This is a genomic window from Buchnera aphidicola (Eriosoma grossulariae) (assembly GCF_964059045.1).
Lineage (GTDB): Bacteria > Pseudomonadota > Gammaproteobacteria > Enterobacterales > Enterobacteriaceae > Buchnera_D > Buchnera_D aphidicola_A.
The window spans coordinates 582,314-606,948 of record NZ_OZ060402.1 but is presented as its reverse complement, the minus strand read 5'-3'; the positions used below and the strand labels follow the sequence as shown (position 1 = coordinate 606,948).

General features: G+C 22.4%; 20 protein-coding genes and 4 tRNA genes. 15 read left to right on the top strand and 9 right to left on the bottom strand.

What is annotated here, in order from left to right; genetic code table 11:
• The first annotated feature begins 357 nt into the window (after positions 1 to 357).
• The gene (locus tag AB4W51_RS02705) at positions 358 to 969 is read left to right on the top strand and encodes a YfgM family protein (RefSeq protein WP_367676583.1); all 612 of its coding nucleotides are present in this window, start codon (positions 358 to 360) and stop codon (positions 967 to 969) included.
• An 85-nt stretch (positions 970 to 1,054) separates the two neighbouring features.
• On the top strand, positions 1,055 to 2,455 hold the full coding sequence (gene der, locus AB4W51_RS02700; RefSeq protein WP_367676582.1) for a ribosome biogenesis GTPase Der: 1,401 nt from the start codon (positions 1,055 to 1,057) through the stop codon (positions 2,453 to 2,455).
• Between the two features lie 51 nt (positions 2,456 to 2,506).
• Here der and fdx read toward each other — a convergent pair whose 3' ends face one another.
• The 5 genes from fdx to AB4W51_RS02675 are packed head-to-tail and all read right to left on the bottom strand — an operon-like array spanning position 2,507 to position 6,948.
• Positions 2,507 to 2,842, bottom strand: a complete 336-nt coding sequence (gene fdx / locus AB4W51_RS02695) for an ISC system 2Fe-2S type ferredoxin (RefSeq protein ID WP_367676581.1) — start codon at positions 2,840 to 2,842, stop codon at positions 2,507 to 2,509.
• A gap of 11 nt (positions 2,843 to 2,853) precedes the next feature.
• Positions 2,854 to 4,698 (bottom strand): Fe-S protein assembly chaperone HscA, encoded by a 1,845-nt coding sequence (hscA, locus tag AB4W51_RS02690; protein WP_367676580.1) that lies wholly within the window; start codon positions 4,696 to 4,698, stop codon positions 2,854 to 2,856.
• A gap of 13 nt (positions 4,699 to 4,711) precedes the next feature.
• Entirely contained in the window at positions 4,712 to 5,233 is a 522-nt protein-coding gene (gene hscB / locus AB4W51_RS02685; protein ID WP_367676579.1) for a Fe-S protein assembly co-chaperone HscB, read from the bottom strand.
• 60 nt (positions 5,234 to 5,293) lie between these two features.
• A complete protein-coding gene (gene iscU / locus AB4W51_RS02680) occupies positions 5,294 to 5,701 on the bottom strand; it encodes a Fe-S cluster assembly scaffold IscU (protein ID WP_367676578.1) in 408 nt (135 codons plus the stop codon).
• Between the two features lie 32 nt (positions 5,702 to 5,733).
• Positions 5,734 to 6,948, bottom strand: a complete 1,215-nt coding sequence (locus AB4W51_RS02675) for an IscS subfamily cysteine desulfurase (protein WP_367676577.1) — start codon at positions 6,946 to 6,948, stop codon at positions 5,734 to 5,736.
• A 333-nt stretch (positions 6,949 to 7,281) separates the two neighbouring features.
• Here AB4W51_RS02675 and AB4W51_RS02670 point away from each other — a divergent pair.
• From AB4W51_RS02670 to AB4W51_RS02630, 9 genes are all read left to right on the top strand, one after another.
• Positions 7,282 to 7,355, top strand: a tRNA-Trp gene (locus tag AB4W51_RS02670).
• Positions 7,356 to 7,515: 160 nt separating this feature from the next.
• Positions 7,516 to 9,372, top strand: a complete 1,857-nt coding sequence (gene ilvD / locus AB4W51_RS02665; RefSeq protein ID WP_367676576.1) for a dihydroxy-acid dehydratase — start codon at positions 7,516 to 7,518, stop codon at positions 9,370 to 9,372.
• Between the two features lie 97 nt (positions 9,373 to 9,469).
• Complete coding sequence (gene ilvC / locus AB4W51_RS02660; RefSeq protein ID WP_367676575.1) at positions 9,470 to 10,942, top strand: ketol-acid reductoisomerase; 1,473 nt, start codon at positions 9,470 to 9,472, stop codon at positions 10,940 to 10,942.
• Positions 10,943 to 11,103: 161 nt separating this feature from the next.
• Complete coding sequence (locus AB4W51_RS02655; RefSeq protein WP_367676574.1) at positions 11,104 to 13,119, top strand: UvrD-helicase domain-containing protein; 2,016 nt, start codon at positions 11,104 to 11,106, stop codon at positions 13,117 to 13,119.
• 79 nt (positions 13,120 to 13,198) lie between these two features.
• Entirely contained in the window at positions 13,199 to 13,546 is a 348-nt protein-coding gene (gene trxA / locus AB4W51_RS02650; RefSeq protein WP_367676573.1) for a thioredoxin, read from the top strand.
• A gap of 222 nt (positions 13,547 to 13,768) precedes the next feature.
• Positions 13,769 to 15,028, top strand: a complete 1,260-nt coding sequence (gene rho / locus AB4W51_RS02645) for a transcription termination factor Rho (RefSeq protein ID WP_367676572.1) — start codon at positions 13,769 to 13,771, stop codon at positions 15,026 to 15,028.
• 419 nt (positions 15,029 to 15,447) lie between these two features.
• Positions 15,448 to 15,521 (top strand) — tRNA-Arg (locus AB4W51_RS02640).
• A 47-nt stretch (positions 15,522 to 15,568) separates the two neighbouring features.
• Positions 15,569 to 15,644: transfer RNA gene (locus AB4W51_RS02635), tRNA-His, on the top strand.
• An 81-nt stretch (positions 15,645 to 15,725) separates the two neighbouring features.
• Positions 15,726 to 15,802: transfer RNA gene (locus AB4W51_RS02630), tRNA-Pro, on the top strand.
• Positions 15,803 to 15,829: 27 nt separating this feature from the next.
• On the opposite strand, the gene AB4W51_RS02625 is transcribed toward AB4W51_RS02630, so the two are convergent.
• The 3 genes from AB4W51_RS02625 to cyaY all read right to left on the bottom strand — a co-directional run bounded on the left by AB4W51_RS02625 (position 15,830) and on the right by cyaY (position 18,021).
• Positions 15,830 to 16,594 (bottom strand): uroporphyrinogen-III synthase, encoded by a 765-nt coding sequence (locus AB4W51_RS02625; protein WP_367676571.1) that lies wholly within the window; start codon positions 16,592 to 16,594, stop codon positions 15,830 to 15,832.
• Entirely contained in the window at positions 16,575 to 17,534 is a 960-nt protein-coding gene (gene hemC / locus AB4W51_RS02620; RefSeq protein WP_367676570.1) for a hydroxymethylbilane synthase, read from the bottom strand. The genes AB4W51_RS02625 and hemC overlap by 20 nt, the downstream gene beginning before the upstream one ends.
• Positions 17,535 to 17,688: 154 nt before the next feature.
• A complete protein-coding gene (gene cyaY, locus AB4W51_RS02615) occupies positions 17,689 to 18,021 on the bottom strand; it encodes an iron donor protein CyaY (RefSeq protein WP_367676569.1) in 333 nt (110 codons plus the stop codon).
• A gap of 71 nt (positions 18,022 to 18,092) precedes the next feature.
• On the opposite strand from cyaY, the gene dapF reads away from it, so the two are divergent.
• From dapF to AB4W51_RS02600, 3 genes are all read left to right on the top strand, one after another.
• Positions 18,093 to 18,923, top strand: a complete 831-nt coding sequence (gene dapF, locus AB4W51_RS02610; RefSeq protein ID WP_367676837.1) for a diaminopimelate epimerase — start codon at positions 18,093 to 18,095, stop codon at positions 18,921 to 18,923.
• Between the two features lie 228 nt (positions 18,924 to 19,151).
• Positions 19,152 to 20,312, top strand: a complete 1,161-nt coding sequence (locus AB4W51_RS02605) for an MFS transporter (protein WP_367676836.1) — start codon at positions 19,152 to 19,154, stop codon at positions 20,310 to 20,312.
• Positions 20,313 to 20,521: 209 nt separating this feature from the next.
• A complete protein-coding gene (locus AB4W51_RS02600) occupies positions 20,522 to 22,000 on the top strand; it encodes an inorganic phosphate transporter (RefSeq protein ID WP_367676568.1) in 1,479 nt (492 codons plus the stop codon).
• A gap of 262 nt (positions 22,001 to 22,262) precedes the next feature.
• Here AB4W51_RS02600 and AB4W51_RS02595 read toward each other — a convergent pair whose 3' ends face one another.
• The gene (locus AB4W51_RS02595) at positions 22,263 to 22,991 is read right to left on the bottom strand and encodes a class I SAM-dependent methyltransferase (protein WP_367676567.1); all 729 of its coding nucleotides are present in this window, start codon (positions 22,989 to 22,991) and stop codon (positions 22,263 to 22,265) included.
• 452 nt (positions 22,992 to 23,443) lie between these two features.
• Here AB4W51_RS02595 and AB4W51_RS02590 point away from each other — a divergent pair, with 452 nt between their 5' ends.
• A complete protein-coding gene (locus tag AB4W51_RS02590; RefSeq protein ID WP_367676566.1) occupies positions 23,444 to 24,523 on the top strand; it encodes a hypothetical protein in 1,080 nt (359 codons plus the stop codon).
• Positions 24,524 to 24,635 lie beyond the last annotated feature (112 nt).

Below are 24,635 nucleotides of genomic sequence, written 5' to 3'. Positions count from 1 at the left end.
GACAACACTCTATTTATGCTAAATAAATATTATTATTATGCTAAATAAATATTATTAAAATTCTTTTGTATATGCAATAAATTATACTATTTATGCTAAATAAATATTATTAAAATTCTTTTGTATATGCAATAAATTATACTATTTATGCTAAATAAATATTATTAAAATTCTTTTGTATATGCAATAAATTATACTATTTATGCTAAATAAATATTATTAAAATTCTTTTGTATATGCAATAAATTATACTATTTATGCTAAATAAATATTATTAAAATTCTTTTGTATAAAATATGTCTAAATGCATCTATTAATAGATGCATTTAGACATATTTTATACAAAAGGAAATATATATGTTTATTTTATTTAAAATATTTATTTTTTTAAATAAATTTATGAAAAATAAATATTTTTTTAGTATTTTTTTTATTTTTATTTTTATGTTTTTGGTGGGTTGTTATTTCTATAAAAAAAATGAATATTATGAAAAAAATATTAGATTACAAAAATATTCTCAATTAATGCATCAATTAAATAAAAAAAATATTTTATATAATAAAAGAGTATTTAAATTTATTATTAAAAATAAAAATATTTATGGTATTTTAATTAGTTTAAAATTATCTAAAATTTTTGTTCAAATGAATTATATTCCTTTTTCTATTCAGATATTAAATTTTTGTTTACCATATATTTCAGATGAAAATTTAAAAATTATTATTCAATTAAGAATAGCCAGAATGCAAATTGAACAACAAAATATCATAATTGCTAAAAAAGTTTTAAATACAATTAAGAATAATAATTGGAAAAAAATAATAGAAGATATTAAAGGAGATTTATTTTTATTAGAGAAAAATAAGAGTTTAACTTTATATTTATGGAAAAAAAGTTTATTATATCAATTGGATAAACGAACAAAAAATATTATTAGAATGAAATTAAATTATATCAATAGTCATTAATTTAATTTTTGATAAATTATTTTTTTAAAACCAAAATAAATTTAAAAAATATTTAATTTGTTCAATAAAAAATAAGGAGGTGAAAATGACACCAATTATTTCTATAATTGGAAAAACTAATGTAGGTAAATCTACTTTATTTAATCAATTAACTAAAACTAGAGATGCTTTAGTATCTAATATTCATGGAACTACTAGAGATAGAAAAATTAGTACTATATTTATTAACAACAAAAAAATATTTATAATTGATACTGCAGGATTAGAATATGAAAATGAACTAAATCTAAATTATTTAATTACAAAAAAAAGTAATTTGCAAACTAAAATAGCAATTAATGATTCAAATATAATTATTTTTGTTGTTAATGCTCGAGATGGTTTATTACCAGTAGATTACAGAATAGCAAAAGAAATTAGAATGTTACATAAAAATATTATTTTAGTTGTCAATAAAATCGATGGATTATGTGAATCATCAATTTTATTAGAATTTCATAGTTTAGGATTTCCACTTGTACATTTTATTTCAGCATCAAATGGTATTGGTATTACTAAATTAATTAACGAATACTTAATTACTTTAATTAATAAAGAATATGAACAAAAAAATCATATCTTTAATAAATCATTATTATATTTAGATCAAAAGCCCGTTTTAAAATTTAACAAAAAAAATAATTCATTATTAAAAATAACAATTATAGGAAGACCAAATGTAGGAAAATCTACATTAATAAATGCATTATTAAAAAAAAATAGAGTCATAACTAGTTCTGTTGCTGGAACAACTAGAGACAGTATTGATATTCCTTTTTTTTGTAATGGTCAACAATTTATTTTAACTGATACTGCTGGTATAGCAAAAAAAAAAAATAAAAATAATTCTATAACAAACCTTTCAATAAAAAAAACTTTGTTATCTATGAATGATAGTAATATAGTATTACTATTAATAGATATAGAGAATATGATTACACATCAAGATTTAAATTTATTAAATTTAATTATAAAATTAGGTAAAACAGTTATAATTTTAGTTAATAAATGGGATTTATTAAATCTTAATGAAAGAAAAAATTTCAAGCATGATTTATATTATAAATTAAAATTTTTAAAAAATTTTACTATTTATTTTATTTCAGCTTTATATTCTATTAATATTAAAAAAATTTTAGAAATTTCAAAAAAATCTTATAATACTGCAATATTAAAAATAAGTAGTGCGAAATTGACTAAAATCATGATTGAAGCTCTAAAAAAATGTGAACCGCCTATGTCAAAAGGTAAAAAAATAAAATTTAAATATGCTCATATAGGAGGATTTAATCCATTTTTAATCATTATACATGGTAATAAATTAAATAGTGTGTTAACATCCTATAAACGTTATTTGAAAAATTATTTTCAAAGTGAATTAGGATTAATTAATACACCTATAAAATTAAATTTTAAAGAAAATAAAAATCCTTATGTAAAATATTAATTGTTATCTATATTTTTTTAAAAAAATTAATATTTTTTAATAATTATATCATTAATATTTTTTTGAATGATTAATTGTATAAATAGGTATTTCAACTTCTATGTTTTCTTTTCCGATTTTTGCTTGACATCCTAAACGACTAAATTGATTTAACCCCCATGCTTTATCTAATAAGTCTTCTTCTTTTTCAGTAATTTTTGATAATGAATTAAATCCTTTTTTAATAATACAATGACATGTACTACAAGCACAAGATTTTTCACATGCATGTTCCATCGAAATATTGTTTGATAATGCAACATCTAAAATAGTTTGACCAGATTTAACATTGATTATGAGATTTTTAAGTATTTTTTTTTCATAATATAAAAATTTTATTATTGGCATAATTATATATCCTATATAGATAATTGATTAATATATTTTTTTTGTATATTTTTTTGTTTAATATTAATAAAATATTGACTATTTTCTTCTAGTATTTTTATATTTTTTTCAATACAAGAAATATTTTTGTTTTTGATAGCTATTTTTAGTTCAAGATATATATTTTGAATTAATTTTAATTTTTCTGGGTGAATATAATCTAAATTTATTTTTATATGAGTATAAACAATTTCTAGAATTTTTTTTGCTTTTAATACTACTTCTATTTTTTTTATTTCTTTTTTATCTTCAGAAAAATAATTATTAAATTCTTGAATCATTTTTGATATAAAATTTTTTTTAATATTAAATATATTATGAATTATTAATTTTTTTTTAATTTTATGTTTTTTTTCTTCGGCAATAACATTTAATATACCATCAGCATTAATTTCAAAAGTAATAAAAATTTTGTGTGATCCTGCTGGTTTAGGCGGCAAGCCTTTTAATATAAAACGTTGCAAAGAACGACAATGTTGAATTAATTCTCTTTCTCCTTGTAGTATATGAATACTAATTGATGTTTGTCCATCCTGGTAAGTAGTGAATTCTTTTGTTTTAGAAGTAGGGATTGTAGTATTTCTCATAATGATTTTTTCTACTACTCCTCCTATAACTTCAATACCTAATGATAGAGGTAATACATCTAATAATAATATTTTATTTTTATCTTTTTTAGAAATTAAATTATTTGCATGAATAGCAGCACCTAATACTACAGCTTCTTCTGGATTAATAGTCATACACGGTTTTTTTTTGAAAAAATTTTTTACTTTTGTTTGAACGAATGGAATATATGTAGAACCTCCTACTAAAATAATTTTATCTATATTAACTAAATCAAGATTAGCGTCATTAATAGCATTACTACAACTAATTAATGTTTTATTTATTAAAGGTTCAATTAAAGAATTAAATTTTATTCTCGTAATTGAATAATAAATATTATCTATGATAAAAGGAACAACTAGTTTTGTTGATAACTTTTTTTTAATATTTTTTGCAAGTAAATAAATTTTTTGTTTTTCTAGTATAGTTAAATTATTTTTTTTTTTCTTTAATTGAGATAGTATGTAATTAGATAATAAATTATCAAAATCATCACCACCTAAGTCTGAATTTCCGTTAGTAGCTAATACTTCAAAAATATTAAGATTTAATTTTAATAATGAAAAATCAAAAGTACCACCCCCAAAATCATATATTGCTATTATTCCTTTTTGATTATTATCTAATCCATATGCAATTGCCGCAGCTGTCGGTTCATTTAATAAACGAAAATTATTTAATCCTGCTAACATGATTGCTTTTTTAGTTTCATTTCTTTGTATGTCATCAAAATAAGCAGGTACTGTAATAACTGCATAATCAATATTTCTTTGATAAATATATTTGACTTGATTGATAATTTTTTGAATAATTAAGCTAGATATTTGATATGGTGAAAATTTACCTCTTCTTGTTTTAATTATAACTTCATTATTTTTATTTTCTTCTAAAAGATAAGGAATATTTGGATATAAGTTTTTAATTTTTGATATAGATAATCCCATTAACCTTTTTATAGAAGTAATAGTATTCGTAACATCAGTATCAATATTTTTAATAGCTGATTTACCAATTATTATTTTTTCTTTTCCATAGTATACAACTGATGGTAATAATTTTTTTTGAGATTGATGTGTTAATATATGTAGATTATGATTGTTTCCAATAGCTACTAAAGAATAAGTTGTACCTAAATCGATACCAATGGAAAATTTTTCTTTTGGATCAATATCAATTTTGAATTTATTTACATTATTTAAATGCAACATATATATTTCCATATTAATAAATATTATTTGCTCTTATTTCTTTTTCTATATTTTTTTGTAATTTTATAAAGTAATATATTTTCTGTATTGTATAATTTGCATATAACCATTTTTTATTTTCTAATTCTATTGCAATTTTTTCATTATATTGTTTTATTTTTATCATGATTATATTTTTGTTAAATATTATTAATTTATTTTTGGAAAGAGACATCAATTTTATTTTGTTAAAATTTTCACATAAATTTAAGTATTTTTTAAAAAAATTATTATCATTTAATTTAAATTTTTTATCATTTAGATCAATATTATTTAAATTTAAAAGATACTCAGCACGATGATATGGATTTTTTAATGTTTGAAATGCATTATTAATTAATATAGATTGTTTTAGCGCTTTTTGTTGTATTAATGGTGTATCTAAAATAAATAAATCTGGATGAAATTTTTTTTGTAAATCATAAAAATTTTTAACAAGTAATTTTTGATCAATTAAAAATTTTTCTGGTAAATTAAATAATTGAAAGTAATTCATATTTTCCTGATGTTAAACATAAAAATAAACATTATAAATCAAAATTTATTTTCAATTTACTTAAATTTTTGAATCAAATTGTTGATTTTTTAGTTTTTTACTTTTGTAATCTGATATAGCTGCTTTAATAGCATCTTCTGCTAAAATAGAACAATGAATTTTTACTGGTGGTAATTCTAATTCTTCAGCAATATTAGTATTTTTAATATTTTCAGCTTCTTGCAATGATTTTCCTTTTACCCATTCTGTCATTAATGAACTTGATGCAATTGCTGAACCACAACCATAAGTTTTAAAACAAGCATCTTCAATAATACCTTCATTGTTTACCTTGATTTGTAATTTCATGACATCTCCACAAGAAGGTGCACCGACTAAACCGCTTCCAATATTAATATCATTTTCCGAAAATGAACCTACATTTCGAGGATTTTCATAATGATCAATTACTTTTTTACTATACGTCATATTATTTTCCTTTTTTGATGTGTATTTATAATTTATGCTTTCCAATCAATTGATTCTATATTAATGCCTGATTTATACATTTCCCATAAAGGAGATAAATTTCTTAATTTTATTATAGATTCATGAATAGATTCAATAGTATAATCAATTTCTTGTTTAGTAGTGAATAAACCAATAGAAAATCTAATAGAACTATGTGCTAATTCATCTTTTAAACCTAAAGCGCGTAATACATAAGATGGTTCTAAACTAGTAGATGTGCATGCAGATCCAGAAGAAATTGCTAAATTTTTTAATCCCATGATTAATGATTCTCCTTCCACATAATTAAAACTCACATTCAAAATATGTGGAGCACCTTTATTTAAGTTACTATTTAAATAAACTTCTTCAATATCTTTAATACCATTCCATAATCTGTTTTTTAATGTATTTAATCTTTGTGGTTCTATAGTAATATTTTTTTTAGCTAATTGACATGCTTCTCCCATACCTATAATTTGATGTACTGGTAATGTTCCGGATCTTAAACCTCTTTCATGACCTCCACCATGTATTTGACTAACTAATCTAATTCTTGGTTTTCTTCTAACATATAATACTCCAATACCTTTAGGTCCATAAATTTTATGAGCGCTAAATGAAATTAAACTAATATTTATTTTTTCTAAATCGATAGGAATTTTCCCTATACTTTGTGTCATATCTACATGAAAAATAATTTTATATTGATTGCATATTTCTGCAATTTGTTCAATTGGTTGTATAACTCCAGTTTCATTATTGACATGCATAATAGAAATTAATATTGTTTTTTTTGAAATAAAAGATTTTAATTTATTAATATCGATAATACCATCATGATTAGGATTAAGATAAGTGACATTAATATTTTTACTTTCAAGATATCGACATGTATCTAAAACTGATTTATGTTCTGTCGTACTAGTAATAATATGATTACCTTTTGATTGATAAAAATCTATCACACCTTTAATAGCTAAATTATTTGATTCTGTAGCACCTGAAGTAAATATAATTTCACGAGGATCAGCATTAATTAAATCAGAAATTTGATTACGAGCAATATCTACCGCTTCTTCAGCTTCCCAACCAAATAAATGAGAACGTGAAGCAGAATTACCAAATGTACCTGATAATGTTAAATATTTTATCATTTTTTCTACTATTTTTGGTTCCATGGGAGTAGTAGAAGCATAATCTAAATAAATTGGAAATTTTAACAATTGAACCTCAACAATTTTTAATTTAGTATTTTAAACATTTAACTGATTTTTTAATTTGATTAAATAATTAAATAATTATAAAATATAATATTGTTATTAATTTAGTATATTATTCATTATACTACTAAATATATTTTTTGAACAAGAATTATTGGATTAATTTTTATTTTAAAATCATTACAAATAATACAATTTAATTAAATAACTTTTGATATAGTTATGATGTATTATTCAAAATATATTTTTATATACTGTAATTATTTTGTTAATTATAGTATAATTAATATTATTGTTTTATTTTTAATTATTTAAAATAATATATATAAATATTTTAAAGGTGTAGCTCAATTAGGTAGAGCATCGGTCTCCAAAACCGAGGGTTGTGGGTTCAATTCCCTCCACCTTTGTTAAAAAATTTAAAATAAATTTTAGATCATTACAGTGTTAATTAAAAACAAGGTTGAATCTAGTTAAAACAATATATTATTAGGCCTAATAATATATTGTTTTAACTAGATTCAACCTTGTTTTTAATTAACACTGTAATGATCTAAAAAGGAGTTTAATATGCCTCAATATCGATCCGCTACAACAATTCATGGTAAAAATATGTCAGGGGCTCGAGCTTTATGGAAAGCTACTGGAATGACAGATTTAGATTTTCAAAAACCAATTATTGCTATCGTTAATTCTTTCACAGAATTTGTCCCAGGTCATATTCATTTAAGAGAATTAGGTAATATTGTAGCAAAATCCATTCAATCTTCTGGTGGTGTATCTAAAGAATTTAATACAATTGCTATAGATGATGGTATTGCTATGGGACATTCTGGGATGTTGTATTCTTTACCATCCCGAGAAATTATTGCAGATTCTATTGAATATATGATTAATGCACATTGTGTTGATGCTATGGTGTGTATTTCAAATTGTGATAAAATTACTCCTGGAATGTTAATGGCAGCTTTACGTCTAAATATTCCATCTGTTTTTGTTTCTGGTGGACCAATGGAAGCAGGAAGAATATTAAATCAAAAAAATGAAATTGTAAAAATAGATTTAATTGATGCCATTGTTCAAGGTTCCAATCCTAATGTATCTGATGTAGAGTCAAAAAAAATAGAAGACTCTGCTTGTCCAACATGTGGTTCATGTTCCGGAATGTTTACTGCTAATTCAATGAATTGTTTAATGGAAGCACTAGGATTAGCATTGCCAGGTAATGGTACATTACTTGCCACTCATGTTGATCGGAGAAAACTATTTGTACAATCAGGTAAAACAATTGTAGATATTACAAAAGCTTATTATCATAATGATAATTATAATGTTTTACCACGTAATATAGCTTGTAAAAATTCTTTTCATAATGCAATGAAATTAGATATAGCAATGGGTGGATCAACCAATACTGTATTGCATTTACTAGCAGCAGCAAAAGAAGGTGATATTGATTTTAATATGTCAGATATTAATGATTTATCTAAAAAAATACCTAATATCTGTAAAATAGCACCGAGTTCATCAATTTACCATATGGAAGACATGCATCGAGCTGGAGGTGTTATGGGAATCTTAGGTGAATTAAATAATTTTTTTTTATTAGATACTACAGTTAAAAATATTTTACAAATAACATTGGAAGAAACAATAAAAAAATATAATATAATAAATAATAAAGATCTTGATATTATTAAGATGTATCGTGCTGGCCCGATGGGAATTAAAACAGTAATTCCTTTTTCTCAATCATTTAGATGGGATGAACTTGATACCAATCGTCGTTTTGGATGTATAAGATCTATTGATTATGCTTATAGTCAACAAGGTGGTTTAGCAGTGTTATATGGTAATATTGCTAAAAATGGATGTATTGTTAAAACTTCTGGCGTAGATAAAAAAAATTATGTTTTTCAAGGACCAGTAAAAGTATATGAAAGTCAAGAAGATGCTGTATATGCAATTTTAAATAATTATATTCAATCAGGTGATATTATTTTAATTAGATATGAAGGTCCTAAAGGTGGACCTGGTATGCAGGAGATGTTATATCCTACAACATATTTAAAATCTATGGGATTAGATAAATCTTGTGCTTTAATTACCGATGGTAGATTTTCAGGAGGTACATCAGGTTTATCTATAGGACATGTTTCGCCTGAAGCTGCAAATAAAGGAATAATTGCACTAGTTCAAAATAATGATGTAATCATGATTAATATTCCAAATAGAACTATTGAATTACAAGTAACAAATCAAGAATTATTAACACGTAAAGATATAGAAGAATCAAGAAACAATCAAGCATATACACCTTATGTTCAAAGGAAGAGAATTATTTCAAATGCTTTAAAAGCATATTCATGTTTAGCTACTAGTGCTGATCAAGGTGCTGTTCGTGATGTAAATAAATTAAATTTTTAATAGAAATTATTTAAATTTTTATAATTTTTTATTCATATACATCAATTGTTTTTTGATATTATTATTAATAATATATTAGTATATTTTGGAAAAAAAAATGAAAAATTATTTTAATAGTTTAAATTTTAGAGAAAAATTAATTGAATTAAAAAAATGTCGTTTAATGAAAAAAAAAGAATTCTTAAATTATTGTTCTTTTTTAAAAGAAAAAAAAATAGTAATTATTGGTTGTGGTTCTCAAGGTTTAAATCAAGGTTTAAATATGAGAGATTCTGGATTAGATATTTCTTTTGCTTTAAGAAAAGAATCAATTCAAGCAAAAACCATGTCTTGGAAAAATGCATTTAAAAATAATTTTGTTGTAGATATTTATGAAAATCTTATTCCTACTGCTGATTTAGTAATTAATTTAACTCCAGATAAACAACACCATTCAGTCATACAAAAAATACAACCATTAATGAAAAATGGCTCATGTTTAGGATATTCTCATGGATTTAACATTGTAGAAATGGGAGAAAAAATTAGAAAAGATATCACAGTTATTATGGTTGCTCCTAAATGCCCAGGTTCTGAAGTGCGCGAAGAATATAAAAGGAATTTTGGAGTTCCAACATTAATAGCAGTCCATAATAAAAATAACCCCCAAAAAATTGGATTAGAAATTGCTAAAGCATGGGCAGTTGCTATAGGTAGTCATCATGCAGGTATTTTAGAATCTTCTTTTATTGCAGAAGTAAAATCAGATTTAATGGGAGAACAAACTATTTTATGTGGTATGTTACAAGCAGGTAGTTTGATTTGTTATGAATATCTTGTTGAACAAGGACATAATATAGCATTTGCTTGTAAACTAATACAAAATGGATGGGAAGTTTTAACAGAATCTTTAAAACATGGAGGTATTACTTTAATGTTAGATAGAATATCTAATAATGCAAAAATAAGGGTATGTTATTTATCTAATCAATTAAAAATTATTTTAACACCATTATTTCAACAACATATGGATAATATTCTATCTGGATCTTTTTCTTCTAAAATGATGGATGATTGGAACAATAATGATATTGACTTACTAAAATGGAGATTAGATACAAAAAAAACATCTTTTGAGAACGCTCCTTCTTATAATGGTACTATTTTAGAACAAGAATATTTTGATTTTTCTAACTTTATGATTGCAATTATTAAAGCAGGTGTGGAATTATCATTTGAAACTATGATTAATGCAGGTATAATTGAAGAATCTGCTTATTATGAATCATTGCATGAGCTTCCTTTAATTGCTAATACAATTTCAAGAAAAAGGTTATATGAAATGAATTTAATCATTTCTGATACTGCAGAATATGGTAGTTATTTGTTTTCTAATTCAGCAATTCCTATATTAAAAAATTTTTTAAAAAATTTACAGTATGGTGACATGGGTCATAAAATCATTTCTCATGATATTAATAATATTGATTTATATAAGATCAATCAAGAAATTGAAAATCATCCTATTGAAATTATTGGAAAAAAATTAAGAAAAAAAATGAAAAATATGAAAACTATTTTTGTAAAATAATATTTAAGTATATATTTTTTAATTTAATTATAACAGAAAAAATAAAACTCTATTTATTTTTTCTGTTTTTATAATTTTTAATAAAATGTTAAATTATTTTTGAAATAGATTTAAAAATATTTTTATACATATTTAATTAAAAACAATCGAAATATATTTTTATGCATCTCAATTTAATTCAAGAAAAAGCTGTTAAATGTGTCAAAGGACCTTGCTTGGTTTTAGCAGGAGCAGGATCTGGAAAAACAAAAGTAATTATTAGTAAAATTATTTATTTAATTAATAATTGTAATTATAATATCAAAAATATTGCTGCTATGACTTTTACTAATAAAGCAGCTCAAGAAATGAAATATCGTATTTCAGAAATTTTAGGTCAAAAATATTTAAATGAATTACAAATTTCTACTTTTCATACTTTAGGCATGGAAATAATAAAGTCAGATATTCATTATTTAGGAAGAAATGCAAATTTTTTGTTATTTGATGAACATGATCAATTAAATTTATTAAATGATATAACTAAAAAAAAATTTAAAAAAAACAAATTATTATTAAAAAAATTATTATCTTCAATTTCAAAATGGAAGATGCAATTAATTGATCCAAAACAAGCTAAAAATATAGTTAAAACAGATATAGATTCTTTATTTGCAAATTATTATGATATTTATCATCAACATTTAATTACATATAATATATTAGATTTTGATGATTTAATTTATTTACCTACTTTATTATTAAAAAAATATCTTAGTGTAAAAAATAAATGGAGTGAAAAAATTCAATATTTTTTAGTAGATGAATATCAAGATACTAATACTAGTCAATATGAATTTATAAAATTATTAAGTAATAAAAGATCTGATTTTACTTTAGTAGGTGATAATAATCAATCAATTTATTCATGGAGAGGGGCTTGTTCTCAAAATTTTTCTTTGTTAAAAACAGATTTTCCAAACATTACTATCATAAAAATGGAACAAAATTATCGTTCAACGGGTAGGATATTAAGAGTTGCAAATATTTTAATTTCACATAACAACAATGAATTTGAAAAAAAATTATTTTCAGAATTAGATTATGGTTCTAAGATAAAAATATTAGTTTTACAAAATGAAGAAAAAGAAGCAAAAAAAATTATTCAAGTAATTTATTCACATAAAAATCGATTTAATAACAAATATAGTGATTATGCAATTTTATATCGTGGTAATTATCAAGCTCGTTTATTTGAAAAAGAATTAATAAAATATGATATAGCATATGAAATTTCAGGTAGTAATTCTTTTTTTTCGCGTGGTGAAATTAAAGATTTATTATCTTATTTACGTTTAATTGATAATCAAAACGACGATTTAGCCTTTTTAAGAGTTGTAAACATTCCTTCTCGTTCTATTGGAACAGTAACTATAAATAAATTAATTAAATGGTCTTCTATTCATAAAAAAAGTCTTTTTTTTGCTAGTCTAGACATGGGATTACAAACTCAATTAAATCGTTATAGTTTAAAAAAATTGAGGAATTTTTCAATATGGATTAAAAATATTATTCAAGAATTTAATGCATCTCCTATTATTGCATTAAAAAAATTAATACACGATATTAATTATAAAGAATGGATAAAAAAATCTATTAAAGATATTCATAAAATACAATCTAGTATTAATAATATTGATTTATTTATAAAATGGATTATAGAAATGTTAAAAGGAAATAATATTCAGAAATCTATGACTTTGTCTCAAATAATTACACATTTTACATTAAGGGATGTATTTTATGATATAAATAATAATAATAAAATAGATAAATTACAATTAATGACTTTACATGCTTCTAAAGGATTAGAATTTAAATATGTATTTATTATTGGAATGGAAGAAGGAATATTACCACATTATAATGGTATGGATAACGATAATTTAGATGAAGAACGTCGATTAATTTATGTTGGAATCACTAGAGCTAAAAAGCAATTAGTTTTTACTTTATGTAAACAAAGAAATCAATATGGTCAAATATTTTCTACAATTCCTAGTCGTTTTTTATTAGAACTACCTCAAGATGATTTATATTGGATTGATCAATTATACCCGAAATCTTGTTATAATAAAGAAGAATTAAGCATAATGTATTTAAAAAAAATAAGACAATCATTAAACATTATTAATTGAGAACATTATTTTTTTATTTAAAATTAATTAAATATTTGTTATTATTTTATTATATAAAATATAAAAATATAGAGTTAACATGAATACAGATAATATTATTATTTTAAATGATAGTAATTTTGACAGTTATGTTTTAAATGAATCTAGTTTTATTTTAATTGATTTTTGGGCTTCATGGTGTAATCCTTGTAAATTGTTATCACCTATATTAGATGATATTTCAAAAGAATTTAAACATAATTTAATTATAGGAAAGGTAGATGTTGAAAAAAATCCTAATACAGGCGTGAAGTATTCTATTCAAAGCGTGCCAACTTTATTATTATTAAAAAATAATAAAATTATAGATAAAAAAATAGGTATGTTATCAAAATATGAACTTAAAAATTTTTTATTGATGTACATAAATAATCAATCATGTTCTTAATTTTAACATAGAATCTGCGGTTTTTATTATAGTCTAGAAAAACCGCTAGATTTTTTTTATTAAAAAAGTTATAATTGTTTTTAAATTAAAGTATAAATATTACCTACATAAATAAATAATTCTATAAAAATAAATATTTTAGTTAATATATCGATACTTTAATAAATTATTTTTAATTTTCATTCCAAGAATTACTTCAAGTTTACTAAGACACCCACCATTATGAATCTTACCGAACTTAAAAATACCACAGTTTCTGAATTAATTACTCTTGGCGAAAATATAGGTCTGGAAAATTTAGCACGTATGCGGAAACAAGATATTATTTTTTCTATATTAAAACAACATTCAAAAAGTGGAGAAGATATATTTGGAAATGGCGTTTTAGAAATATTACAAGACGGATTTGGTTTTTTACGTTCTTCTGATAGTTCTTATTTAGCTGGACCTGATGATATTTATGTTTCTCCGAGTCAAATTCGTAGATTTAATTTACGTACTGGTGATACTATAGCTGGAAAGATACGTCCTCCTAAAGAAGGAGAACGATATTTTGCGTTATTAAAAGTAAATGCAGTAAATTACGATAAACCTGAAAATGCTCGAAGTAAAATCTTATTTGAAAATTTAACTCCTTTACATGCAAATTCTCGTTTAAGAATGGAAAGAGGTAATGGTTCTACAGAAGATTTAACTGCTAGAGTATTAGATTTAGCTTCACCAATTGGTAGGGGGCAAAGAGGTTTAATTGTAGCTCCTCCTAAAGCAGGCAAAACTATGTTATTACAAAATATAGCTCAGAGTATTGCTTATAATCATCCTGAATGTGTACTTATGGTTCTCTTAATAGATGAAAGACCTGAAGAAGTAACGGAAATGCATAGATTAGTTAAAGGAGAAGTTGTAGCATCTACGTTTGATGAACCAGCATCTAGACATGTTCAAGTAGCTGAAATGGTTATTGAAAAAGCTAAACGATTAGTAGAACATAAAAAAGATGTAATTATTTTACTTGATTCAATTACTCGGTTAGCTAGAGCATATAATACAGTGGTGCCTGCTTCTGGAAAAGTTTTAACTGGAGGAGTAGATGCTAATGCGTTACATAGACCTAAAAGATTTTTTGGAGCAGCTCGTAATGTAGAAGAAGGAGGTAGTTTAACAATTATTGCAACAGCTTTAATTGATACTGGTTCAAAAATGGATGAAGTAATTTATGAAGAATTTAAGGGTACTGGTAATATGGAATTGCCATTATCTCGAAAAATTGCAGAAAAAAGAGTATTTCCTGCAATTGATTATAACCGTTCAGGAACAAGAAAAGAAGAATTATTAACTTTCCCTGAAGAATTACAAAAAATGTGGATTTTAAGAAAAATTATTCATCCTATGGGAGAAATTGATGCTATGGAATTTTTAATAAATAAATTATCTATGACTAAAACCAATCATGAATTTTTTGATATGATGAAAAGATCTTAATAGTCAGAAGAATAATATTATTATTTTTTAAAAAGATTTTATATTTTAATTATTAAAAAATTATTTAATTTTAAATACAGATTTAATATGTTATATAATTTAATTTTTAATATATAGATTATATTATTTATTTTTTTTAAAATTTTATAAAAAATAAATATATTGGTTGCTATATTTTTATTAAATTTTTATAGATATGATTATTTAATAAATCAAAATAAATTTTAACTGACATATATTTTATATATTAAATATTTTAAAGAATTAATTTTTTTATGAATAACAATAATATTTTTGTATTATATAAAAAATTAAATGAAAAATTAGTTTCATAAATATTAAATTAAAAATAATTTTTAAAAAATACTAGACATTGTATTATTATTTTAATAAAATGAGTTGTTCTAATCTATAACTATGCGCTCGTAGCTTAGATGGATAGAGCACTACTTTCCGAAAGTAGAGGTATCAGGTTCAAATCCTGTCGAGCGCAGAAGATAATTAGATATAATAATCAATAATTTTTAGTTAATTTTTGTGGTGGTTATAGCTCAGTTGGTAGAGCTCTGGATTGTGATTCCAGCGGTCATGGGTTCAAATCCCATTAACCACCCCAAAAAAAAATAAATATATTATATTTTTATTATTTATTATTAATGTTTAAGTTAAAAAAATATCAAAATATTTTTCTTGTATACGGCGAATAGCGCAGCTTGGTAGCGCAACTGGTTTGGGACCAGTGGGTCAGAGGTTCAAATCCTCTTTCGCCGACCATGATGATTTATTTTTATATTGAAATATTTATTTTTTTTTTTGTTGTTTTATTTCAATTAATTTTTTTAGCAATGTTTGATTGTTTGCATTTTTTGCAATATGAATATTTTTATATCCTAATTTTTTAGCTAGATATTTTAATCTCTCACTAATAACTAAAAGTGTACATTTTAAAAACCATTTTTCAGTTTTTAAAAAATAAAAAATTTTATATAGTTCTTGTAAAACTTCATTATTAGTAATAACTAGTGTATTGATATTATTTTTTTTCCATTTTAAAATTTCTATTTTATAATTAATATTTTTAATTTTTCTTTGATAACATTCAATTAATATAACATTAGCGCCATTTTTTTTAAAAGTTTTTTCTAACAATTTTCTTCCTCGATTTCCTTTTAATATAATAATATTTTTATTCTTAATTTGATTTAAATTAATTATTTTTAATAATGTTTCACTATTTTCATTTTTAGTAGGATATTTTGCAATATAACCACTATTTTTTTTAAAAAAATCTGCAGATCCTTTTCCAATAGTATAATATTCAGCATGGGATGGCCATTCAATATAATTATTTTTCAAATAATTTGATGAGTATTCTATAGCTTTTTTAGAAGTGATAACAATAAAATCATTTTTATTGATTATTTTTATTTTTTTTGATAATGCTTTTAGTCCTAAACTAGGAAAAAATTCAAGAATAGGAAAAGACCAAGCTCGGATACCGACTGATCTTAAAATTGTTTTTAATTCGATTGATTCGCTAATAGGTCTAGTAATTAATACTTTCATTTTTGATATTAATATTATTAATATTAATTTTTTTTAATATTTTTTTAGCACCATTTTGAAATAGTTCTTTAGCTAATGAATATCCCATTTTTTTAACTAGATTCATGGTTCCAATTCTTTCTCCATGTAATATTTTTGTACCATCAGGTAATCCAATAAAACCTCTTAACCATAATTTATTTTTTTTTAAAATTGCATAACTCCCCACAGGTATTTGACATCCAGATTGTAATTTTTTACAAAATGCTCTTTCTGCTGTAATTTCTATATTAGTAGTTTTATCATTTAATATTTTTAAAAGAATAATGATTTTTTTATCATTGGATCTAGATTGAATTCCTATTGCTCCTTGCCCACAAGATGGAAGAGATATTTCCGCAGGAATAGTTTGAGATATTCGATTTCTTAATCCTAATCGATTTAATCCAGCTTTAGCTAAAATAATTGCATCATATTTTTTTTTATCTAATTTTTTTAATCTTGTTTCTATATTACCTCTTAAAGGTATAAAAATTAAATCTGGACGATAAGCTATTAATTGACATTGTCTTCTTAAACTAGAAGTTCCTATTTTTGCACCATATGGTAAAGAATCAATAGAATGGTAATGATTGGAAATAAAAGCATCTAGAGCATTTTCTCTTTTACAAATGCTAGAAAAACACAGTTCTTTATTATTATATACTGGAACATCTTTCATAGAATGTATAGCTATATCTGCTTGATTTTGTAATAGAGCTATTTCTAATTCTTTCATAAATAGTCCTTTTCCACCAATTTTAGCTAGTGATTTGTTTAATATAGTATCTCCATATGTAGTAATTGGTATGAGATATATATGCCAATCTGGATAAAAAAATAATAATTTATCTCGAATAAAATTAGCTTGTGTTAATGCAAGTGGACTGTTTCGAGTAGCAATTCTAAGTATTTTTTTCATACTTTATTTTTATTTTTTTTGTTGTATTGTTATCAACAATTACACAAACAATTTTTAAACTATTTCAAATAATTTATAAATTATCATATTAAGAACTTTTTTTTTAAAAATTAAATAATTTATTTTATATAATAAATAAAAAATAGAGTATATTTTATATTATGTTTGAATTAAAAAAAAATTTTATATTACATTCTAAAAAAAAGATTTTTTCTATAATTACCCAAAAATTTATATTGGTTTTTGTACAAATCCAATTATAATTATCATATTTAAAATGGTATCCTGTAGTTTTTGTAGCTACCCAAATTTCTTGTAGAAATTCTTGTTTGTTAATAATGATTTGATTTTTATTTTTAAATTCAATAACTAACATGTTATGGTTAATTTCATAATCGATATCATGTGAATTCATATATAAATCTAAACAATTTTCTATTTTTAGCATTATTTCATCAACTAATTGATGATATTGTTTATTTTTCATTTATCAAATTTAATTTAATTAAACATTGACATTTAGGATAATAAATGGAAAGAAAAAAATCAATAAAAAAAATTAGTTTCACTAAAATGCAAGCATTAGGTAATGATTTTATGGTAATAGATTTAATTTCTCAAAAAATTTCTTTATCTAAAAGTACAATTATTAATTTATCTAATCGCAATTTAGGAGTAGGTTTTGATCAATTATTATTAGTTGAAAAAAGTCAAAGTAATCATATTGATTTTTATTATCGGATTTTTAATGCTAATGGAGAGGAAGTTTCACAATGTGGAAATGGAGCTCGTTGTTTTGCTTTGTTTGTGCATTTAAAACAATTAAGTAATAAAAAAAAAATTTCAATTGCTACTCAAAAAAGTCATATGATTTGTGAAGTAATTGATTTTCAAAATGTATTAGTAGATATGGGTCAACCGGATTTTATTCCAAAAAATATTCCATTTTTGACTGATAAAATAAATATTTATTATTCTTTGTTGATTAAAAAAACGATATTTTATTTTGGTGTAGTTTCTTTTGGTAATCCTCATTGTGTTATTATAGTTGATAATATTAATGATCCAAAAATTAATATTTTTGGACCTTTGATAGAAAAACATCATTTGTTTCCTGAAAATGTCAATGTTGGTTTTGTTCAAATAATCACTCCTGGTCATATCAAACTTCGTGTTTATGAAAGAGGAGTAGGAGAAACCAAATCTTGTGGCAGTGGAGCTTGTGCAGCAGTGGCTGTAGGGATTAATCAGAATTTGTTAAGTTCACATGTTCAAGTTGATTTAATTGGTGGATCTTTAAAAATTATTTGGAAAGGTGTTGGTAGTAAATTATATATGACAGGTTCAGCTAATTATGTTTATGATGGAACTATATTTATTACATCATAAAAGATTACTATGATTATTGAAAATAAAAATATAAGAACATTTTAAATAATAAATTTTTATTTTTTATTTATGAAAATTATTTATAATTATAAATAATATCCAAGAATGATTTTTTTATGAAATTATTACAAAAATTAACAATATTGGTTAATTTCAAAAAAAAATAAATAATAAGAATAATATACTTCCTAACATGTGTGATATGATGATTAATAAAAAAAAAAATACATAAGACGAGGAACTGGCTCATTTAGTTCTGTAACAGCTGCTTTTTTTACAGCAGGATTATCTACATTTGCTACATTATATTCTGTTCAACCAATTTTACCGTTGTTTTCTCATACATTTCATTTAACACCTTTACAGAGTAGTTTTTCATTATCAGGGTCTACTATTACAATGGCTCTTGGTATGTTGTTAACTAGTCCATTATCTGATGTATATGGTCGGAAAATTATTATGTCTAGTTCTTTATTTTTAGCATCTATATTCACTATATTATGTGCTTTAATGAATAGCTGGGAAGGTATTATTTTTATGCGTATTTTAACTGGTTTATCATTAAGTGGTGTGGTGAGTGTTGCGATGACATATTTGACTGAAGAAATAGATCCAACAGTATTGTCATTATCTATTGGTTTATATATTAGTGGTAATACAATTGGTGGTTTTTTAGGTAGAATTATTACTAGTATTTTATCAAATATTTTTTCATGGAATGTTTCTCTAATGGTAGTTGGATTTTTTTCTTTTTTCAGTTCAATATTATTTTTGTATTTATTACCAATATCTAAAAATTTTAAATCACAACCATTTATTTTTGAAAATTTATTGAGAAATTTTATTTTACAATGTCAAGATTCTATTTTGTCAAAATTATTTCTTATAGGTTTTATTCTTATGGGTGGTTTTATCACTATATTTAATTATATAGGATATCGTTTAGTTATTGATCCTTTTGATCTTAATCAAGGCATGTTAGGATTTTTGTCAGTAGTATATTTAATAGGAGTCTATACTTCTCCTAAAGCAGGTATGTTAACTGAAAAATATCATCGGATCTTTATTTTACATATTGCATTATTATTAATGGTTATTGGTATTTTGATTACAGAATGGAATCAGTTATTATTGGTAATTATAGGATTAGTATTTTTTGCTGGTGGTTTTTTTGCTGCTCACTCTGTAGTTAGCAGTTGGGTAGGTTATCGTTCTAAGTTATCAAGAAGTGGTTCACTTTCATTTTATTTGTTTTTTTATTATTTAGGTTCTAGTTTTTTTGGCAGTGTTGGAGGTTATTTTTGGTTTTTCGGAGGATGGTTAGGGATTTCAATTTTTGTGATGAGTTTATTGATAATTTCCTTTTGGCTAACAATAAAATTAAAATAATTAATTTGTAATTTTATTTTCATTGTATGAATTATTATCAATGATAAAAATAAGATAAAAAAATGATAGATAATAATTTGTTTTAATATTCTATCATTTTGACATTGATAAATTTTATTTTTTATTAAAATTATATATTTTGCTTTCTATATCATAATTTGTCACAGATAATAAAAATAGTTTATATATTTATAATGGATTTAAGTTTTATGTTATTTTCTTCGATTTTTATTTTTGATTTCCATTCATTTTATTTTTTAATACTATCATTAATATTTGTATGTGTTTACGAAATTGTCAATGGTTTTCATGATATTGCAAATTCAGTTATTACAGTGATTTATACTCGTTCTATGTCTTCGAATATAGCTGTAATCATGGCTAGTGTTTTTAATTTTTTTGGTGTTATTTTAGGAGGTTTAAGTATTGCTTATACTATAGTACATTTGTTACCGATAGAAGTATTATTAAATTTAAGTTTTTTTCATAGATTTTTAGTAATTTTTTTTATTTTATTAGTTGTTATGTTATTAAATTTATTTTCATGGTATTATCGTTTACCTTCATCTAGTTCTCATGCTTTAATAGGATCAATAATTGGTATAGGTTTTGCAAACTCTATATTATTTCATTGTTCTTTGTTAAATTCAATTAATGTTATACATATAAAAAACATATTTATTGTTCTTATTTGTTCTCCTTTTTTTGGTTTTTTTATTGCTTTGTTTTTTGTTTTTTTATTGCGTTCTTTAAAAATGATTTTAAAATATAACAATATTATAAATATGGATCCAGTATTTTATAAAAACAAATTTAATAAGACAAGACCTCCTTTTTTAATACAAATGACATTAATTTTATCAGCTATTGGTTTAAGTTATGCTCATGGTTCTAATGACGGTCAAAAAAGTATTGGTTTAATTATGTTAATTTTAATGAGTATACTTCCAGGTTATTTTGTATTGAATTTAAATTCAGCACCTGTGGAAATAATTCATACTCAAAAGAGTATAAAATATTTTAAAGAATATTATCAATTAAATAATTTACATGCAATGAATTCATATTCAGTTTCAATCAAAAAACATTTTTATTCAAAATATTCTTATTATGATGATCCATTTTTAAGTAGTATGAATTATGTTAATCATATTATGAATAATGTATCTAATTATCGTCAATTAGGTATTACAGAACGTATATATATTCATCGATTATTGTTATTAATATCTAATCATATTAATAAAAAATTAATTTTATCAAATATAAATCAAGGAGATAAAATATTTTTAAAAAAATTACAATTTAATATCTTAAAATCGACTGAATATGCTCCTTTATGGATTATTTTTATGGTAGCATTTTTTTTATCTATAGGATCTATTATTGGGTGGCGTCGAATATCTGTGACTATTGGTAAAAAAATAGGACAAAAAAATATGACATATGGACAAGCTATATCAATTCAGATGACTTCATCAATATCAATAGGTTTAGCTAATTATGTAGGTTTTCCAGTATCTACTACTCATATTTCATCATCTGCAGTAATGGGTGTAATGTTGATTAGTAGAGGTGGTATACAGTTAAAAACTGTAAAAAATATTTTTCTGGCCTGGGTTTTAACAATTCCTATTTCTATTTTTTTATCTGGTTTATTGTATTGGATGTTATTTAAGATTTTATAATATTTATATTATTAATTGATTTTTTATTTGAAGGAATAATACTAATATATAATATTTTTTAATTTTTATTCATATAGTTTTAAATTTGATTATAAATTATTAATAATTTAAAAGATATTATTATATTAATTATTTGAAAAACTACAATGATGTTTTATATGTAATGTATTTTATTTATTTTAAAATAGTATAAAAATTTTAAGATTTTTTTTAGAATGTGATAAATGTTGGAATATACAACTAATATAAAAATATTTAAATATTATTTATTATATTCTTTATTAAATGGTTGGTAAATATCAAAACGATGTTTTTTAGTTTTTATAATTGAATATGTTTTTACATTATTTAAAAAAGGAGCATGCAAAGGTCTTTTAACAACTACTCGTTTTTTAGCTAGTAATCTAGCAGGATTTAATAATAAATTAGAATTATCTTGTTCTTTTACAATAGTTTTTAAAATATTTATTGTTTTTTTTGATTTTGCTTTTTTTTTAATGATTGGAAACATAGGATCTAAATATATCACATCAGGTATAGTTTTTGTTTGAATTAAAAATTTTTCACTAGATGTATACAGTAAAGATAATTTTTTTTTAAGCCATTTTCCTATTTTTTTATTTTTAAATCCTCTATCTAAACCATTAGCTAATAAAATGGCGACAATAGGATTTCTTTCTAACATTAAAACTTGGCATCCTAATGAAGCTAATATAAAAGCGTCTGTGCCAAATCCTGCAGTTGCATCTAAAATATTTGGGTAATAATTTTTTTTAATGCCTACGGCTTTAGCTAAAGGTTCTTTTTTTTGTTTTTGATTTGTTCTGTAATTTAATTTTTTTGAATTAAATTCAATCCATATTTTTTTAACATTTTTTTCATTACGTTGAAAAATTTGATATTTGTTATCAATATAATCAATAGTTAAATTTTCATTTAAATCATTTTTTAAATGTAAAAAATAAATACTTTTATTCGAATTTTGATTCAAAATATAAATTTTATAGTTTTTTAAATACAATCTATGACCATGAATATTAGCTTGATTGAATAATTTTTATGTTTGTTAATATTTTTATTTTAAAAAAATAAATTTCATTAATTTAATAATATAATCATAAAAACATTTTTATTTTTAAAATTAATTTATAAGGATATATTTATTGATAATTTAAAAATATTTTTTGTAAAAATAATTTTTAATTATAAATGAATAATATACAATAATTATTTAATTAAATAAAATTTTTTTTTGATTTTTTTGTTTGTTTAATTTTATTTTTAATCTTTTTAATATCATGCGATGGTGATTTTTACAAAATATTCTAAAAAAAAACTGTATATATAAAAATACTATATTCAATATTGCTTCTCATGTCTTGACTAAAAAATCAAATTGAAGTAAAAAAGAAATTATAGAATTTTAACATAGGATATAAAACTATGTCATCAATTTTACTTGATAACAACACCCGATTAATAAGTATTAATGAAAGTGATAGATCTAATGATCGTTTACAAAAGAACAACAAAAGGGTAAATAATAAGAGTATTCATATAAAATCTGATAGATCTCAAAGAATCAAACATAATAATAATGATCAAATAAATTCTTCTAGATATAGTGTAATTAAAATTCGTAATTCTAAAAATAACGAACAAATTACTTATTCTATGGGACCGCATTCAAAAAAAATTAATTCACATCAATTACATCATATCTCTTTAAATAATAAACCAGTTAATTTAGAAGAAAGAATACAATTATTAAGTTCTCTTTTAAAAAATATTACACAACATGATGTAAATGGTGATTTAAATAAATATGATTCTAATCATACTTTAATTCAACATAGTCTTTCCATTTCTCCGGAACAAACTTTAAAGAACAAACAAGCTGAACAAGATTTAATAAATATTAAAAAATTTTTTTTAAATTCAAGTACAAATACACATCAAAAAAATTTATCAGATGCTATTTTTTCAAATCCAGAATTAGACAATGTAACTTGGAAAAAAATGGTTAAGTTAAATACTGCACCTGATACCTGGAGATTTTCTCATAAATTATACAATCAGTTTCAAAGTTTAAAAGAAACCTCTGAATTAGATAAGAAATTTTTATTAGACTACCCAGATTCTATTGTTAAAATTAAAGGTTATGTTGTTGATGCTCCTACAAAAAGAGATATGTTAACTCAATTTAAATTAGCATTTCCTAAATTAGAAACTAGACAACTTATTTCTACATACGCTAATCAAGAATTACTAGCTCCGGCATACATGAAAATGTTAACATCAACGCCTGAATTTTTTCATTATGAACCAAAAAATACTAATGTTCTTTATGAATTAAAACCTACCAAAACTGGTTTATTAAAATTAAGTGTGACACATACAGCAAAATTAAAATTTGTTAACAAAAATAATGAAAAGAAATTTATTTCTTTTGGTTTAAGAGCATCTATTTTATTAACAACTAATAGAAATCCAAACATAAAATATTCATATTATTTTAAATAAATTTTAATTTAAAATTTATTAAATAAAATTTTTATTGTTTTTAAATATTATTATTACAGTCTGAAAATAAAAATTTCAGACTGTAATAATATTTAAAATTATCATTTATTTC